Genomic DNA, 14197 nt, shown 5'->3' with positions numbered 1-14197 from the left:
GATCAGGTTCCCTATGTCAGAGCCTCTAATTTCTGCCATCATCTGCACCCACAATCGCGAACAATATTTGGGTGCCGCCATTGATAGCGTGCTACAGCAGGATTTTGCCGATTATGAAGTAATTGTGGTCGATAATGCGTCAAGCGATCGCACCCGTAACATTGTTGACCAACGCTTGGACAACTCTCGACTAAACTATGTTTATGAACCCGTACTTGGTTTATCGGTGGCTCGTAACACTGGGGCTGCCAGTGCCTGTGCTGGTATTTTAGCTTATCTGGATGATGATGCCGTTGCCAGTCCCCGTTGGCTTAAGACAATTTACGAAGCTTATCAAAGTAACGAAAAACTGGCAATTGCTGGTGGTAAAGTTACCCTATTGTGGCCAGATGGCATTACCTCTCCCTCCTGGTTGTCACCAGACCTAGCAGGAAATTTGGGAGCTTATGACCTAGGGGAAACCCTAATTCAGATCCAAAATCCTGGTTTGACTCCCAGAGGTTTAAATTACTCGATCAGGCGGACTTTCCTGGAGAAAATCGGTGGTTTTGATGTCAATTTAGGTCGTGTGGGGAAAAATTTATTATCTAATGAAGAGTTACATATGACAGAATTAGCTCTCCAGGATGGTTGGCAAGTTGCTTATCTACCTGATGCTCTAGTGGCTCACAATGTTGCCCCAGAACGAATCAATAAACGTTGGTTTTTGAATCGTGGTTGGTGGCAAGGTATTAGCGAGTGTTACCGTGAACAATTGGTTGGTCGTGCTGGTACTGCCCAATTGTTACGGGGAGGTGAACGAATGATGCGAGGAATCTACAAATCCTTCAAGCACTTCCGCAATCCAGCTCTTCGCTTTGATAATTTCGTTTATGCCTATGGTCAAATCGGTTATCTGAGTGCAGTAATTAAAGGAATGCTACCAAAACATCCGGGAACGTGAGATCCCCTCTCTTTTAAGGAGGAGATGAAACGGACGCGACGGGTTTTAACCCGCCGTGTCCCTCTGCTTAGGTTCATAAAATTTGGATATTAGACTTCTGACCAACTCAGATGGAGTCATCCCACGCCGTTCTGCTTCTTGCTTTAATTGCATTTTTTTTAATTTATTAATTCGGATCATCAATCGTTCGTCTTTCATTTTTGGAATACTATTTGCGCGCACGAATGTTACGATTCTAGTAGGAGGCAATCAAATGTACAAGACGATTCCAGTAAAAGCAAACTTGACAGAGGAAGAGCAAGCTTTTTGGGTATTTCAATGCCAACAAGCGAATAGTCTGGTAAATTGTGCTATCTATTACTCCAAACAAAAACATTACACCTGGTTAGAACAGCAAGAAGAAGCTTTTACGACTTACTGGCGAGAGGATGATCTTAGATATGGGTGGAAAACCTATAAATGCAGTGTCAAATATGCCGAACTCTGCAAGAATCTAAAAGAGAATCCTCACTATAAGGCGATGGCAGCTCAGTCGGCACAACAAACTCTCAAGACTGTAGCCGAATCAATCAATAGCTACAATCAGTTAGTCGGCCATTATTACAAGGGAAAAGTCGATAGACCAAAACTGCCAAGATACAGAAAGAAAGGCGGATTGGCAGCTGTAACTTTCCCTAGACAAGCTCTTGGTTATAAGTCAGGGTTGTTCTACCCTTCGATCAGCAAAGAAACAAAACCTGAGTTGATCACCGAGATTACCCTGGAGCCGCCGGACTTTATAGATCCGGACTGGGTAAAACAGATAACTGTTCGTCCGTACCTTGGGCAACTTTGGATCGACTGGGTAATTGATGACGAGAAGCAACCAATCTCTGATAACCCCAACCTCGACTATTCCCAAGCGTGGAGTTTTGATCACGGCGGGACGAACTGGCTGACTGGGCTTTCAACCCTTGGCAAGAGCCTGATAATTGACGGTCGAAAACTCAAGTCAATGAATCAGGGCTACTGCCGGTTAGTCGCCAAGTACAAACAGGGGAAACCAGAGTTTTACTGGGATTCCAAGCTAGATCGAGTGCAGCGGAAACGAAACAACCAGATACGGGATGCGATCAACAAAGCTGCTAGATTCATTATCAATCGGTGCTTAAATGATCGCATTGGAAACCTAATTATCGGCTGGAACGAAGAACAGAAAAGCCGTTCTAATATGGGCAAACGTGGCAATCAGAATTTCGTAGTCATCCCGACCAAGAGACTAATCGAACGGCTGAAACAACTTTGCCCTGAGTACGGCATTAAACTAACAATTACCGAGGAATCGTACACCAGCAAAGCGTCTTTCCTTGACGACGATCCATTACCAAAATATGGTGAAAAACCCAACGGGTGGAAACCGTCAGGATGTCGGGTAAGGCGTGGTTTGTATAAAACTTCTGAGGGATACCTGGTAAATGCCGACTGCAATGGTGCGGCCAACATTGCCAGGAAAGTAGCCACACAGCTAAATATAGACCTAGCTAAGGTGGGTAGAGGGAGCTTGACACTCCCACACCGGTATGAAATTTTCAAGTCACTGAATAGATCGTACCGCACAAGAAGTGAACAGGCGCGGTTTTAATCCGCCTCGTAACAACCTTGTAGAATCCTCCGTGCTTCAGCCGGGGGAGATGTCAAAAAGGAGCAACTCCTCTCTATCCCACAATCAGTCCAGTCATTAATGAGACTGGATAATAGGTTCCCTTTGCTATAGCACAGATAATTTTGGTTGATTGTTGACTGTTAACTGTTGACTGATAAGCCTTAATTTTAGTTAAGGCTTGCTGTTAGTTATTCTAGGCCAATAAACTTTTCATAAAACGTCCACAATTGCAGGTGTTTAATTATGAAATCCCCTAACACTAAACTTCCGGTATCAGTTCTAATTCCAGCCAAAAATGAAGAGGCTAATTTACCAGCTTGTCTTGAGAGTGTTAATAGAGCAGATGAAGTGTTTGTTGTCGATTCCCAAAGCAGCGATCGCTCCCTTGAAATTGTGGAAGAATATGGTGCAAACCTAGTTCAATTCTATTTTGATGGGTTTTGGCCCAAAAAGAAAAACTGGAGCTTAGACAATCTTGAATTCCGCAATCAATGGGTATTAATTGTTGATTGTGACGAACGCATTACTCCAGAACTTTGGGATGAAATTGCTGTGGCAATCGACAATGCTGATTATAACGGCTACTATATCAATCGTAGAGTATTCTTCCTAGGGAAATGGATTCGCTTTGGTGGCAAATATCCAGACTGGAATTTACGGTTATTTAAACACGAAAAAGGTCGCTACGAAAACTTAAAAACGGAAGGAATTCCCAATACTGGAGACAACGAAGTTCATGAACACGTTGTCCTACAAGGCAAAGCTGGCTATCTTCAAAATGATATGCTGCACATTGACTTTAAGGACATTTACCATTGGCTAGAACGGCACAATCGCTACTCCAATTGGGAAGCTCGTGTCTATCTAAATCTACTAACAGGTAAAGATGACTCTGGCACCATCGGGGGAAATCTGTTTGGAAGCGCCGTGCAGCGTAAGCGGTTTCTGAAAAAAATCTGGGTTAGACTACCGTTTAAACCAATACTGCGGTTTATTTTGTTTTACTTTATCCAGCTGGGCTTTTTAGATGGAAAAGCTGGGTACATTTATGGACGCCTGTTGAGTCAGTATGAGTATCAAATTGGTGTCAAACTCTATGAGTTACAAAAGTTTAGCGGTAAGCTGAATGTAGAAAAAACTGAACCAGCACAGACACCAGTAACGCCAAAGCCATCAGTTGTCTCTCCAAATCCCTGAGACTCGATTAAGAATTAAGAATGTAGAATTAAGAATTAAGAATGTAGAATTAAGAATTAAGAATGTAGAATTAAGAATTAAGAATTATCCATTCCGCATTCTCCATTCTACATTCTGCATTCTCCATTCTACATTCTACATTCTAGATTATGACTAATGACTTAAGTAAACTACCAGCGTTAGATTTACCACCCTTAGTGGATTTACGCCAGTACGACCAATCTTGGTTTGACCGAGGACGTCCGGGCTGGTTAATCTTACTCTGGTGGTTGGTGCAAGCGATCGCATTTCCCTTAAGTCCTCATAACTTCAATGGCTTCCGCCGATGGCTGCTACAACTATTTGGAGCCAAGATTGGTACTAATGTCATCATTCGACCCACTGCTCGTTTTACTTACCCGTGGAAAGTAGAAGTTGGTGACTACAGTTGGATTGGAGATGATGTGGTTTTCTACAGCTTGGATCGGATTCGGATTGGTAGTCATTGCGTTATTTCTCAAAAATGTTACCTCTGTACTGGTAGCCACGATATGAAAGACCCAGCCTTTGGTTTAATCACATCTGAGATTAGTGTTGGTAATGGAGCCTGGATTGCCGCCGATTGCTTTGTTGCCCCCGGTGTCCAAATTGGAGCCAATGCGGTTATTGGTGCTCGCAGCACTGTGTTTAGTAATATCCCAGAGCAGCAAGTATGCTGGGGGATACCAGCACGTCCTCGCTATCGACGGGAAATCGAGGAGGTAGGGAGTCGGGAATTTAGAATTTAGAATTTAGAATTGGGAGTCAGGAGTCGGGAGCGGTGCGACCCGTGGCGAATTTAATTCGCCAACGGAAAGCGCACCGAGGGAGTCGGGAGTCGGGAGTCGGGAGCGGTGCGACCCGTGGCGAATTTAATTCGCCAACGGAAAGCGCACCGAGGGAGTCGGGAGTCGGGTGGAAAGTGTGGCTATTCAACCGGAGTTGATAATACAAGGTTAAGCTGAGCAGATCCGGAAAAATTGCTGGATAAGTTTCCGGATTTTCATTTTGCCAAAAGAAAAAGATAGTGGACCACTTTAAGTCAGGATTCCATAGTCATGGTTCACAAATTCATTTTCCAAGGTTCAGCTTACCTGTTGTCAGCGTCCGTGATGTGGCAAGTGCTTCCCGCAACAGCCGGAATAGTACCTGGGAAGCATGACAATAGCAATGTTCGCACCTTCAAGATTGCTGGATTATTCGATGAGCTCCGCCAAATCCGTCGAGATGTCCAAGAAGTAACCAATACCATTCGTGAAGGCAGGCGTATAATCCAAGGCACACGCGGAGTGGTTGATGAGTTTGATCAACTTGGGGACGACCTCAACTCTGGACGAGTGGTACAGTCTTCTAACAATAATCCCTGTCGCAAAAATCGGTCTCGGAAATCGGTTGCTATCAATGAGCAGGTGATTTGCACCAAAGACGGAGCCTATGAGTTAAGTCAGGAATTGCGTAAGGTACTGATGATGACACAAACTCGAAACCTCTATATTGATGAGTTTTACGGCAAGTTTTTGGACAAAGTCTTTAATCGTCCTGTTGAGTTTATGTTCGAGAATAAGGAGGAGATGACCTTAGATAATCTTACGAAAGTGCTTGCTCTCTATGATCAAAAACGGTGGGATTATAGCAAAATCACACAGATTCTTTTCTCTCCCTCGACTAGTAAGGCTACCTTGATGTTTGGAAAACGCACCGAACCGGAAATTGTATCTGTCCCTGATTCTATTGGTGAGTTTTCAGATTCCGTATTTAAAATCAAATCTAAGTCTCCATTTTTGAATCAAGAATAAGTTAACACGTAAGCTATCAGCGGTCAGCGGTCAGTGGTCAGTGGTCAGTGGTCAGCCGTCAGCCGTCAGCCGTCAGCGGTCAGCCGTCAGCCGTCAGCCGTCAGCCGTCAGCCGTCAGCTTATTTTATTCAAAAGGTGTTCAGTGTAGCTTGGCCACAGACCTTTGGCTGATAACTGATAGCTGATAGCTGATAGCTGATGGCTGATAGCTGATAGCCAATAGCTGATAGCTGATGGCTGATAGCTGATAACTGATAGCTGATAACTGATCGCTAATAGCTGATAGCTGATAGCTTATGGCTGATAGCTTATGGCTGATAGCCTTAATCACTAAAACTAATTTGTGGTCCTTTTGGAACAATACCAGAGGGATTAATAAAGGGATGACTCCTATAATAATGCTGCTTAATGTGGTCAATATTACAGGTTTCCTTTACCCCTGGCTGATGATAAAGGTCTTTGAGATAATTCCACAAATTGGGATAATCCAGAATTCGTTGCCAATTACATTTGAAATGGAAATAGTAAACTGAATCAAAGCGTAGCAGAGTGGTAAACATACACCAATCGGCTTCAGTAATGCGATCGCCACAGAGATAACGGTGTTTACCTAACACCCCTTCCCAATAGTCAAGGGCATCAAAGAGGTCAGTTACTCCTTCTTCATAAGCTTGCTGACTAGTAGCGAATCCGGCTCGATACACACCATTATTAATAGGTTGGTAAATGGCATCAATCGTTTTATCAATCTCTTCCCGTAAATTCTCCGGATAAAAGCTGATATCCGACTTAGCAATCCCGTCGAACTCTAGGTCAAACATCCGAATAATCTCACGGGATTCATTGTTAACAATTGTGCCAGTTTCCTTATCCCAAAGTATTGGAACTGTCACCCGTCCGGTACAGTTAGGGTCAGCTTTGATATAAACTTCCCGCAAATAGCGAGCACCATTGACTGTATCAGGGATACAACCAGGCCCATCGGAAAATTCCCATCCATCTTTATCCATCAATGGGTCAACAATGGACAGGGTAATCGCTTCCTCCAATCCCTTTAAGGCTCGCATAATCAGAGTGCGATGCGCCCAGGGACAAGCATAGGAAATGTAGAGATGGTAGCGTCCAGAGGCTGGTTTATAGTCTGTGGAGCCATCAGCACGAATCCAATTACGGAACTTGGTGGGATTACGCATGAATCGCCCTTGGGGGTCTTGCTGATAGACTTCGTTAGTCCATTTTCCGTTAACGAGCATCCCTGTTGCCATAGTTTTCCTCTGTTCGTTTAGCGTGGCCAACGGCCATGGTATTTTTTTTATACTATCTATTGCTAAGGGAGTCGGGAGTCGGGAGTCGGGAGTCGGGAGTCGGGAGTAGGGACTGCATCCCTTAAAACCCTCTTTGCTTTTGGTTTTTAGCTTTCTCGGCATTGCTGAATCTTTGGATAAAACTGAATGGCTAGCTATGAACAGGCGCAGTTATCGTTATGGTAGGGAGCAGTGGAATGGGTGGTGAGGGGCGGTATTGGTTTTTAGCCAGCACCTGTGGTGATAACCCGTAATAATTCTTTACAAAACTCTGCGTCACGTTTCGCTTCCTGTGGTCTCTTATTTATAGAAACCAAGCTTTCCAAGAGCAAGCGCTTTTGAAAAGTAGATCAAGGAACGCCTATTAGATACCTGGAAGTTTGTCACTATGTTTAGTCAATGTGAAATTTTAGAAGATTCCAAAGAACAACTCAAAACAATAGTGCGAGAAGTCTGTGAGCCAGATAATCTTCCGGAACAGCCAGAGCTTTTTGAGTTGGTTCAAGAGTATTACCAGCTCGCGACTCAAAAAGAGCTTGCCCAAGAAGATGGTAAGAGAATGGCACAAATGTTTGAGCTGGCAGTATTAGATCTGCAGTTTGACCAGTGCATTGACAAGGTAGATCAGCTGATCAGCCAGTCCTTGCAGTCTTCTCCCTCTTCAGGTTGCTCTGGTCTCCTTTCCCTAGAAGAGTTTATCTATCAGGTAAATGCCATAGCGCCCCAAGAAATGAGTATGGAGAGGTTCAAAGACCTTGCGGTGAAGCTTAATTTGAGTAAAAAGCTAATCGAGCAATCTATTAGTTTTAAAAAGAGTGACTACCATACCCACTTAGTTTGTACGACCCCTTTTGGTAATATTTCTGTTATTTCTTGGGAGCCGGGTCAGTTTTCACAAATACATGTCCACGAAGATAAAATTACCATAATCCGTGTCTACAAAGGAACCCTTACCCACCGCTTTTATGATCCAGTGGAGCACTTGCACGGAAAACAGGGCTACCGAACAAAGGACGAGAAAAAGTTCATAGAAGGTCAGTTAGTCTGCGTTGGGTTTGATCAGACTCACCAGCTTGCTAACGAGTCCCAAGAGAGACTGGTTACTGTGCATGTTCGGTTCTTCAAACAAAGACTTATATCCTGTGAACCCGTAGAAAATTCTGAACCGGAGTCTTCTCCTGATTTAGTTGACAGGGAACTCCGGGGGTGACAAGAAAGCTGAAATCATTACTGAGTATCGTCAATCTTTTTGGTGGATTAATTGCCTATAGCTATTTAAGCACCTAAACAAAATTAATTTCCTACTACCAATCTCTGTAACCCTTACAGTGTAAGGCTTTGATTTTTTGAAAATGGGTAATTAATTTTGTACACCTGCTTATCCCCAAAGCCAAATCAAGATCTAGAACCATTTGGTTTACCTGCTTTACCCCCTGCTCTGTATTAACAACCCTTCCAACGGAACTTCCCTCATCCAAGTCAAAGTTTATCAGTCCCGATTTTGTTGGCCATAGCCATCCAGGCTGAAGGTCGGCATCCCTGCTCAGTCGGCGATCGCGATTCCATCAAACTCACGTTGAGTAATAATTTCAGCCCATAAGTTACAAAAATATACATGCTGTTTTGGGCGCAACTTTGGACGTAGTTATAAGGGTTTTAGCTTCCAGAAAATCATTCGTAGGGTCAATTTGGGACTGTATCTTCCCTGAGATAATTTGCATCAAATCCTTATATAGTAAGCTTTTCAGGGATAATGTCACCCCCTAAGGCTTACTGGTCACAATTTACACGGCAAACGCATCTAAATTCTAAAAGCCTTACTCAGAAGAGATTCATACGATCAGCATAAATACTTATCGTATGAATCTCATATCCAGTAGGCATTTCAAAATAAGATGCGTTTACCCTGTCACAATTTAGTCCAGCTTTGTCACTCTGTTATAGCACTACGCAATAGGCATGCTAGCAATAGGCATGCTAGCAATAGGCATGCTAGCAATAGGCAATAGTTTACTAGAACTGCTTTTGCTGCTTATATCAATGTTCTAACCTTAATTGGTAGTGCTATATGAGGCAGAGCAGAGACTATTTTTATACCCTGCCCTATCGACCGTGACAATCGTGACAACATAAGTGATTCGATTTATACCAGTTTGCATGATCAGGAGAAGAATTTAAATGGCCAAACCACAACCAGGTGAAAATTGCTTCTACCAGGAGGGAATGATGGAACAGGAAGAACTTGCCAACCTTTTAGATTCACTATCTACTCAAATAGAAGGTCGCTTAAGCCAATTTAATCTTAAGAGCAAGTATACCCATGAAGACATCAAAAGCGATGTATTTTTACTTGTCCAAAAACTAATCGCCTCCGAGAGACTAGAGTTGCATTTAGACGTTGATGAGGGACTTGACCTGGTTTTAATTAAGGGTGATTTAAGAGAGCCAATTATTAATCCAAGGGCTTGGCTGCGAACAGTTGCCTTGAATTACATAAGGGCACTGTGCCGTCAGCATAAGAGGTTTTTAGATATTAGTTCGGAAATGTGGGACAGTTTACCCTCGACTGAACAGAATAATGCGGTCTCTCCCCGTCATACTCACCCTATGCAGTATATAGAGAACTTGGAACTGCGGGAGAATATCAAACAACTTCCTGATCAAGACTCAGAAATTTTGGAGTTATTCTATTTTGAAAAGCTTTCCTGTGCTGAAATTTCAAGTCATTTAGAGCATAAGGGCTATCCCCGGTATACGGAAGAAAATATTCGGCAAAAAAAGTTTCGAGCACTCAATAAACTTCGCAAACTTTATTTATAAACGGGATTGGTGAGCAAAATAAAATTCTAGATAGGGAGCATCTCATCGGGTGCATCTCATTTTTGCTGTTTGACACGGTGGTGCGTTACGGGGCGGGCTATCCAAAGCCTGGCTACGAAGCGGAAAATGAGCCCCCCCTAACGCACCCTACACAACTTTTTTACAAATATGAGATGCACCCCATCTCATCTTTCTAAACAATAAAGTAAGTGTGGTTGTGAGGAGTGTGGTTGTGAGGAGTGTGATTATTGTAGGAATTTTATTATAATTTTTGCCTAATTTCAGGTATTGATATGCACCCTATAAATAACTAGTAATTGTAGTTAAATTACAAAGATGACTGTGAAACTGTTAGTACACAGGCACTTTTGTGCGTTTATTAGCTATGAAAAAAAAATGTTTGAGTTTGTCACGTTGGGCAATATTTTTACTCTCTTTAATAGAAACCTTTAACTAAAGTAAAATCGGGGTAAGGCGACATGAATAGCAAAGAACTCCAAGAAAGGTATGCAGCAGGGGAACGAGATTTTTGTGCTATCAACCTAGTTCAAGCTAATCTGAGTGGTATCAACCTTAGTGGTGTGAATCTGAGTCGAGCAGATTTAAGCGGGGCTAACCTGAGCCGAGCCGATTTGAGTGGGGCTAAGTTGCGTTGTGCGGGATTGGAAAAAGCTAATTTGACTGATGCCAAGCTTCACAGGGCAAATCTAGGTCGAGCGAAACTTGCTGGAACAAACCTAAGTGGAGCAGATTTGAGAGCTGCCAATTTCAAGGGTGGGGATCTCGCTGAAGTAGACTGGAAGGATGCAGAAGTATGGGGTACGGTTATGCCTGATGGTAGGGTTGTTTCCTGATTTACTCAAGATTTAGCTTCCTAGATGCCTACTGGCAATCATCTCCAGATAAAACGCCGTTGCTTAATCATTCCATGATTAAGCAACGGCGTTTTTGACCTAAGAAAGCTTAGTCAGGAATTCTAAAAATGTTTTAGTTCTTGGTGTTAAGAGGGTACGACGATAGGCATCTGCCGCTTTTTTAATGCCTTCTGCTTGAGTGGGATAGGGATGAATTACGCTGGAAAGCTTACTCAAACCAATCTTATGGACAATTGCTGTAGTCACTTCAGAAATCATTTCCCCTGCATGATTTGCCACAATAGTTGCTCCCAGGATTTGATCTGACCCCTTCTTGTGGTGAATTTTTACAAATCCCTCTTCTTCGCCATCTGCGATCGCTCGGTCTACAGTACTAAAGGGAATTTTAATCGTATTAACATTAAACCCTTTGGCTTGAGCTTCATGTTCATACATCCCCACATGGGCAATTTCTGGATCAGTATAGGTTGCCCAAGGCATCACCAAGTTACTCAGCTTATATTTACCGAAGCCAAAGGGAGAAAATAGAGTATTCTTAATCACAATCCGTGCTGCTGAATCCGCTGCATGGGTAAACTTCCAGTCCATGCAAATATCACCAGCAGCATAAATTTTGGGATTGGTAGTTTCAAGGTAATCATTCACCTTCACTCCTTTACGCTGGTCATACTCTACCCCTACCAGTTCCAAATTTAACCCTTCCACATTGGGCGCACGTCCAGCACCAATCAAAATTTCATCTACCGTGACCGACTCTTCCAAACCAGTGCAGCTATTGAAGTGTAAGGTTTTACCTGCCTCTGTCTTCTCGACCCGGTTCAATTGGGCACCCAGGACTAAACGGATACCTTCTTTTAAAAAGACTTTTTGAACAATATCGGCGGCGTCAGCATCCTCTTTATTTAAAATGTGAGAACCGCGATGGAACAGCACTACTTCACAACCTAAACGCCGGAAAGACTGAGCTAATTCACAACCAATTGGACCGCCACCAATAACAGCTAGTCGATTGGGACGTTCTGTCAGAGAAAATACCGTTTCATTGGTGAGATACCCCGCCTCTTCCATGCCCTCAACTCGGGGTCTTACTGCTCTTGCTCCTGTAGCAATTACGGCTTTCTTAAACTTGAGGGTAGTATCGTTTACTTCAATGGTATCATCACCGGTAAACCGACCATTGCCTAAAAATATATCAATACCATAGGTATCTTTGAAGCGTTGAGCAGAATCGTGATGGCTAATCCCTGCTCGTAGCCGACGCATCCGTTCCATCACTGCGGGGAAGTCTACTTCAATATTATCTGGAACTTTAACCCCAAAGGCTCCGGCATTGCGCATCTCAGCCACTACCCGAGATGACCGAATCAAACACTTGGAGGGGACACAACCTACATTTAAACAATCCCCACCCATCAAATGTCGTTCAATCAACGCCACCTTCAAACCAACACCGATACCTGCTGCACCTGCTGCTGTAACTAATCCAGCTGTACCAGCACCAATAACTACTAAGTCATAACAATCAACAGGTTTCGGATTAACCCAATCCCCTGGATGAACGTAGTTAACCAACCTCTGGTTATACTCATCCATGGGTGGGACAGTAACTCTTTGGTATTGAGAACTTGACATTTATAATAACTCCTTTGATAGTTCAAAATTAGATTATTTTTTTAGGGATTAGGGAGTAGGGAGTCGGGAGTCGGGAATCGGGAGTCGGGAATCGGGAGTCGGGAGTCGGAAATCGGGAATCGGGAATCGGGAATCGGGAACAAAAATTATTACAATTCCTAAACGGATCCCTATAACCTATAACCTTTAACTTTAACCTGCTAACCTTAAACTTCCTAACCTTAAACCTTGGCCAAAAGGCCACGCTACGCGAACAACCTTCAACCTTGGCCAAAAGGCCACGCTACGCGAACAACCTTCAACTTCCTAACCTATAACCTTCAACCTTGGCCAAAAGGCCACGCTACGCGAACAACCTTCAACCTCCTAACCTTAAACCTGCTAACCTTCAACTTGTTAACCTTCTAAACTGTTTCCTTAGAAACTCTTTTGTCTAAAGCCTTCTTAGCCAGATTAGTAATAAAAAGTGTTATTGCCACAGTGGCGATAAAACCAATAATCCGAATTGCCCACTGGACAGTGGGATTGGTGGGTGCGTCACCACTACCAAGAGTGGCCAGGTCTCCAGCCAGAGAACCGATGTAAACGTACATTAATGTTCCTGGAATCATGCCAAAGGAGCCTAAGACGTAGTCTTTCAGCGAAACCCCAGTTAGACCATAGGCATAGTTTAAGAGATTGAAGGGAAATACCGGAGATAGTCGAGTCAAGAACACAATTTTCAATCCTTCCTGACCTACTGCTTCATCAATGGCACTAAATTTATCATTTCCAGCAATTTTTTGAGCAATCCAGTCCCTAGCTAGATAACGTCCAACCAGAAAAGCAGCCGTGGCTCCGATAGTGGCTCCGATGAACACATAGATTGAGCCTAAGAAAACACCAAATACTACCCCAGCCCCTAGGGTTAGGATAGACCCAGGCAAAAATGCTACGGCAGCAATGATATAGATTGCGATAAATGCGATCGCTCCGATGGGTCCGAGACTATCAATCCACTGCAAAGCATTGCGCAATATTTCTTGGGGATTGAATCCTCCACTACTAGCGGATTCCTGTGCGAAACTCGGCTCAGCATGTACCACCAGTACCATCACCATTGCCAGTAATGTTAATGAAACTAACTTTAAACCCTTCATGACGTTTCGGGGACGAGATTGACTGCTTCTTCTTGTACTTATCATGAGTTGGGAGCGTTGCACTTGAACTTGAGACATAGTAATCAAATTATCTACAGATATGGTTATCTTAAATAGCTTGTTGGGTAATGAAATTAACAAAAGTTTATAAGTTTACAGGTAAGCTATCAGCTATCAGCTATCAGCTATCAGCTTATGCGCACGCTAAGCGCACAGCTTTTGAATAAAACAAGTAAGCATTGGTTTAATCTCTGTTACCTCAGTTTACGGCTGTTCGTTTAGGGTGACCTAAAAGCTGACGGCTAACGGCTGACGGCTGACGGCTGAAGGCAGTTAAGCATTTAGCCTTCAGCCTAGGGCGATCAGCTTTCTAGAGAGTGGCCAACAAACAATTGCAGTATCAATTGCTTGTTGATGATCATCATACAATAGTTTTTGGGAGCTAAAGCTAGTGAAACTAATTTAAATTTAATAAGAATACTTTTGCTTAATTTTAAGGCTAAATTTAGGTGATACTCAGCAAAAAATCAGGTTTATTTATATAGCTAATATTAACTATTAAAATCAGACGACAGATTAATTTTGTAACAAGGTAACAGCAGCTCTGATCACAGATTTTTTTTAGTTATAGCAAACAATTAACTAGTTCATCTAAATTAGAGCTGGATTTAAAGTTACATAGGGGGCGTTATACGTTAAAATTAATCAAGGATATTAGGTAACTATTGATTAACACTGCATCGACAGCTGGACTGACTTGCACAGAAGAAGCAGATAGAGGATCTTGGACTGGTTATGCTCGAAGTCTTGATTAGGAGCCAGAAGTCAGCA

General features: G+C 43.0%; 16 protein-coding genes. 11 read left to right on the top strand and 5 right to left on the bottom strand.

Annotated features, from left to right (window positions below; genetic code table 11):
• Positions 1-13: 13 nt before the first annotated feature.
• Positions 14-943, top strand: a complete 930-nt coding sequence (locus tag F6K64_RS16725; RefSeq protein WP_008186925.1) for a glycosyltransferase family 2 protein — start codon at positions 14-16, stop codon at positions 941-943.
• Between the two features lie 45 nt (positions 944-988).
• Here the strand turns inward: F6K64_RS16725 and F6K64_RS16720 are convergent, their stop codons facing one another.
• Complete coding sequence (locus tag F6K64_RS16720; RefSeq protein WP_008186924.1) at positions 989-1141, bottom strand: hypothetical protein; 153 nt, start codon at positions 1139-1141, stop codon at positions 989-991.
• A 55-nt stretch (positions 1142-1196) separates the two neighbouring features.
• Here F6K64_RS16720 and F6K64_RS16715 point away from each other — a divergent pair, with 55 nt between their 5' ends.
• The 6 genes from F6K64_RS16715 to F6K64_RS16690 all read left to right on the top strand — a co-directional run bounded on the left by F6K64_RS16715 (position 1197) and on the right by F6K64_RS16690 (position 5767).
• Positions 1197-2564 carry an RNA-guided endonuclease InsQ/TnpB family protein gene (locus F6K64_RS16715; protein WP_008186923.1) on the top strand — a complete coding sequence of 456 codons (1368 nt, stop codon included), beginning with the start codon at positions 1197-1199 and terminating at the stop codon, positions 2562-2564.
• Positions 2565-2828: 264 nt separating this feature from the next.
• Positions 2829-3782: a glycosyltransferase family 2 protein gene (locus F6K64_RS16710; protein ID WP_287265869.1), complete on the top strand. Its 954-nt coding sequence runs from the start codon at positions 2829-2831 to the stop codon at positions 3780-3782.
• A gap of 149 nt (positions 3783-3931) precedes the next feature.
• Complete coding sequence (hpsU, locus tag F6K64_RS16705; RefSeq protein WP_287265867.1) at positions 3932-4549, top strand: hormogonium polysaccharide biosynthesis acetyltransferase HpsU; 618 nt, start codon at positions 3932-3934, stop codon at positions 4547-4549.
• Between the two features lie 41 nt (positions 4550-4590).
• Positions 4591-4746: a hypothetical protein gene (locus F6K64_RS16700; protein WP_287265866.1), complete on the top strand. Its 156-nt coding sequence runs from the start codon at positions 4591-4593 to the stop codon at positions 4744-4746.
• A gap of 112 nt (positions 4747-4858) precedes the next feature.
• On the top strand, positions 4859-5596 hold the full coding sequence (locus F6K64_RS16695; protein WP_287247744.1) for a hypothetical protein: 738 nt from the start codon (positions 4859-4861) through the stop codon (positions 5594-5596).
• A 33-nt stretch (positions 5597-5629) separates the two neighbouring features.
• The gene (locus tag F6K64_RS16690; RefSeq protein ID WP_165691867.1) at positions 5630-5767 is read left to right on the top strand and encodes a hypothetical protein; all 138 of its coding nucleotides are present in this window, start codon (positions 5630-5632) and stop codon (positions 5765-5767) included.
• Here F6K64_RS16690 and F6K64_RS16685 read toward each other — a convergent pair.
• Together F6K64_RS16685 and F6K64_RS16680 are read right to left on the bottom strand one after the other, a co-directional pair.
• Positions 5736-5927: a hypothetical protein gene (locus F6K64_RS16685; RefSeq protein ID WP_008186919.1), complete on the bottom strand. Its 192-nt coding sequence runs from the start codon at positions 5925-5927 to the stop codon at positions 5736-5738. The two genes, F6K64_RS16690 and F6K64_RS16685, sit on opposite strands and share 32 nt — an antisense overlap.
• A complete protein-coding gene (locus tag F6K64_RS16680) occupies positions 5920-6861 on the bottom strand; it encodes a glutathione S-transferase family protein (protein WP_287265879.1) in 942 nt (313 codons plus the stop codon). Before F6K64_RS16680 ends, F6K64_RS16685 begins: the two co-directional genes overlap by 8 nt.
• 427 nt (positions 6862-7288) lie before the next feature.
• Between F6K64_RS16680 and F6K64_RS16675 the strand changes: the two genes are divergently transcribed.
• The 3 genes from F6K64_RS16675 (at position 7289) to F6K64_RS16665 (ending at position 10574) form a co-directional block, all read left to right on the top strand.
• Entirely contained in the window at positions 7289-8110 is an 822-nt protein-coding gene (locus F6K64_RS16675) for a cysteine dioxygenase (protein WP_287265864.1), read from the top strand.
• Between the two features lie 968 nt (positions 8111-9078).
• A complete protein-coding gene (locus F6K64_RS16670) occupies positions 9079-9720 on the top strand; it encodes a sigma-70 family RNA polymerase sigma factor (protein WP_287265862.1) in 642 nt (213 codons plus the stop codon).
• A gap of 479 nt (positions 9721-10199) precedes the next feature.
• On the top strand, positions 10200-10574 hold the full coding sequence (locus tag F6K64_RS16665; RefSeq protein WP_287265861.1) for a pentapeptide repeat-containing protein: 375 nt from the start codon (positions 10200-10202) through the stop codon (positions 10572-10574).
• Between the two features lie 99 nt (positions 10575-10673).
• Here the strand turns inward: F6K64_RS16665 and F6K64_RS16660 are convergent, their stop codons facing one another.
• Positions 10674-12227 (bottom strand): mercuric reductase, encoded by a 1554-nt coding sequence (locus F6K64_RS16660; protein ID WP_287265859.1) that lies wholly within the window; start codon positions 12225-12227, stop codon positions 10674-10676.
• A gap of 228 nt (positions 12228-12455) precedes the next feature.
• Between F6K64_RS16660 and F6K64_RS16655 the strand changes: the two genes are divergently transcribed.
• On the top strand, positions 12456-12635 hold the full coding sequence (locus tag F6K64_RS16655; protein WP_131827262.1) for a hypothetical protein: 180 nt from the start codon (positions 12456-12458) through the stop codon (positions 12633-12635).
• Here the strand turns inward: F6K64_RS16655 and F6K64_RS16650 are convergent.
• Positions 12632-13366, bottom strand: a complete 735-nt coding sequence (locus tag F6K64_RS16650) for a TVP38/TMEM64 family protein (RefSeq protein ID WP_008186908.1) — start codon at positions 13364-13366, stop codon at positions 12632-12634. The genes F6K64_RS16655 and F6K64_RS16650 overlap by 4 nt on opposite strands.
• Positions 13367-14197 lie beyond the last annotated feature (831 nt).

This window comes from Moorena sp. SIO3A2 (genome assembly GCF_010672265.1).
Lineage (GTDB): Bacteria > Cyanobacteriota > Cyanobacteriia > Cyanobacteriales > Coleofasciculaceae > Moorena > Moorena producens.
Note: the sequence above shows the minus strand (reverse complement) of the source record. Positions and strands in the feature narration are given on the sequence as shown.

What these genes read in the sequence shown, in the direction of transcription:
- F6K64_RS16695 (WP_287247744.1), top strand. Translation starts at nt 4,859, where the DNA reads ATGGTTCACAAATTCATTTTCCAAGGTTCAGCTTACCTGTTGTCAGCG.
- F6K64_RS16725 (WP_008186925.1), top strand. Translation starts at nt 14, where the DNA reads ATGTCAGAGCCTCTAATTTCTGCCATCATCTGCACCCACAATCGCGAA.
- F6K64_RS16720 (WP_008186924.1), bottom strand. Translation starts at nt 1,141, where the DNA reads ATGAAAGACGAACGATTGATGATCCGAATTAATAAATTAAAAAAAATG.
- F6K64_RS16680 (WP_287265879.1), bottom strand. Translation starts at nt 6,861, where the DNA reads ATGGCAACAGGGATGCTCGTTAACGGAAAATGGACTAACGAAGTCTAT.
- F6K64_RS16675 (WP_287265864.1), top strand. Translation starts at nt 7,289, where the DNA reads ATGTTTAGTCAATGTGAAATTTTAGAAGATTCCAAAGAACAACTCAAA.
- F6K64_RS16710 (WP_287265869.1), top strand. Translation starts at nt 2,829, where the DNA reads ATGAAATCCCCTAACACTAAACTTCCGGTATCAGTTCTAATTCCAGCC.
- F6K64_RS16715 (WP_008186923.1), top strand. Translation starts at nt 1,197, where the DNA reads ATGTACAAGACGATTCCAGTAAAAGCAAACTTGACAGAGGAAGAGCAA.
- F6K64_RS16670 (WP_287265862.1), top strand. Translation starts at nt 9,079, where the DNA reads ATGGCCAAACCACAACCAGGTGAAAATTGCTTCTACCAGGAGGGAATG.
- F6K64_RS16650 (WP_008186908.1), bottom strand. Translation starts at nt 13,366, where the DNA reads ATGAAGGGTTTAAAGTTAGTTTCATTAACATTACTGGCAATGGTGATG.
- hpsU (WP_287265867.1), top strand. Translation starts at nt 3,932, where the DNA reads ATGACTAATGACTTAAGTAAACTACCAGCGTTAGATTTACCACCCTTA.
- F6K64_RS16660 (WP_287265859.1), bottom strand. Translation starts at nt 12,227, where the DNA reads ATGTCAAGTTCTCAATACCAAAGAGTTACTGTCCCACCCATGGATGAG.
- F6K64_RS16665 (WP_287265861.1), top strand. Translation starts at nt 10,200, where the DNA reads ATGAATAGCAAAGAACTCCAAGAAAGGTATGCAGCAGGGGAACGAGAT.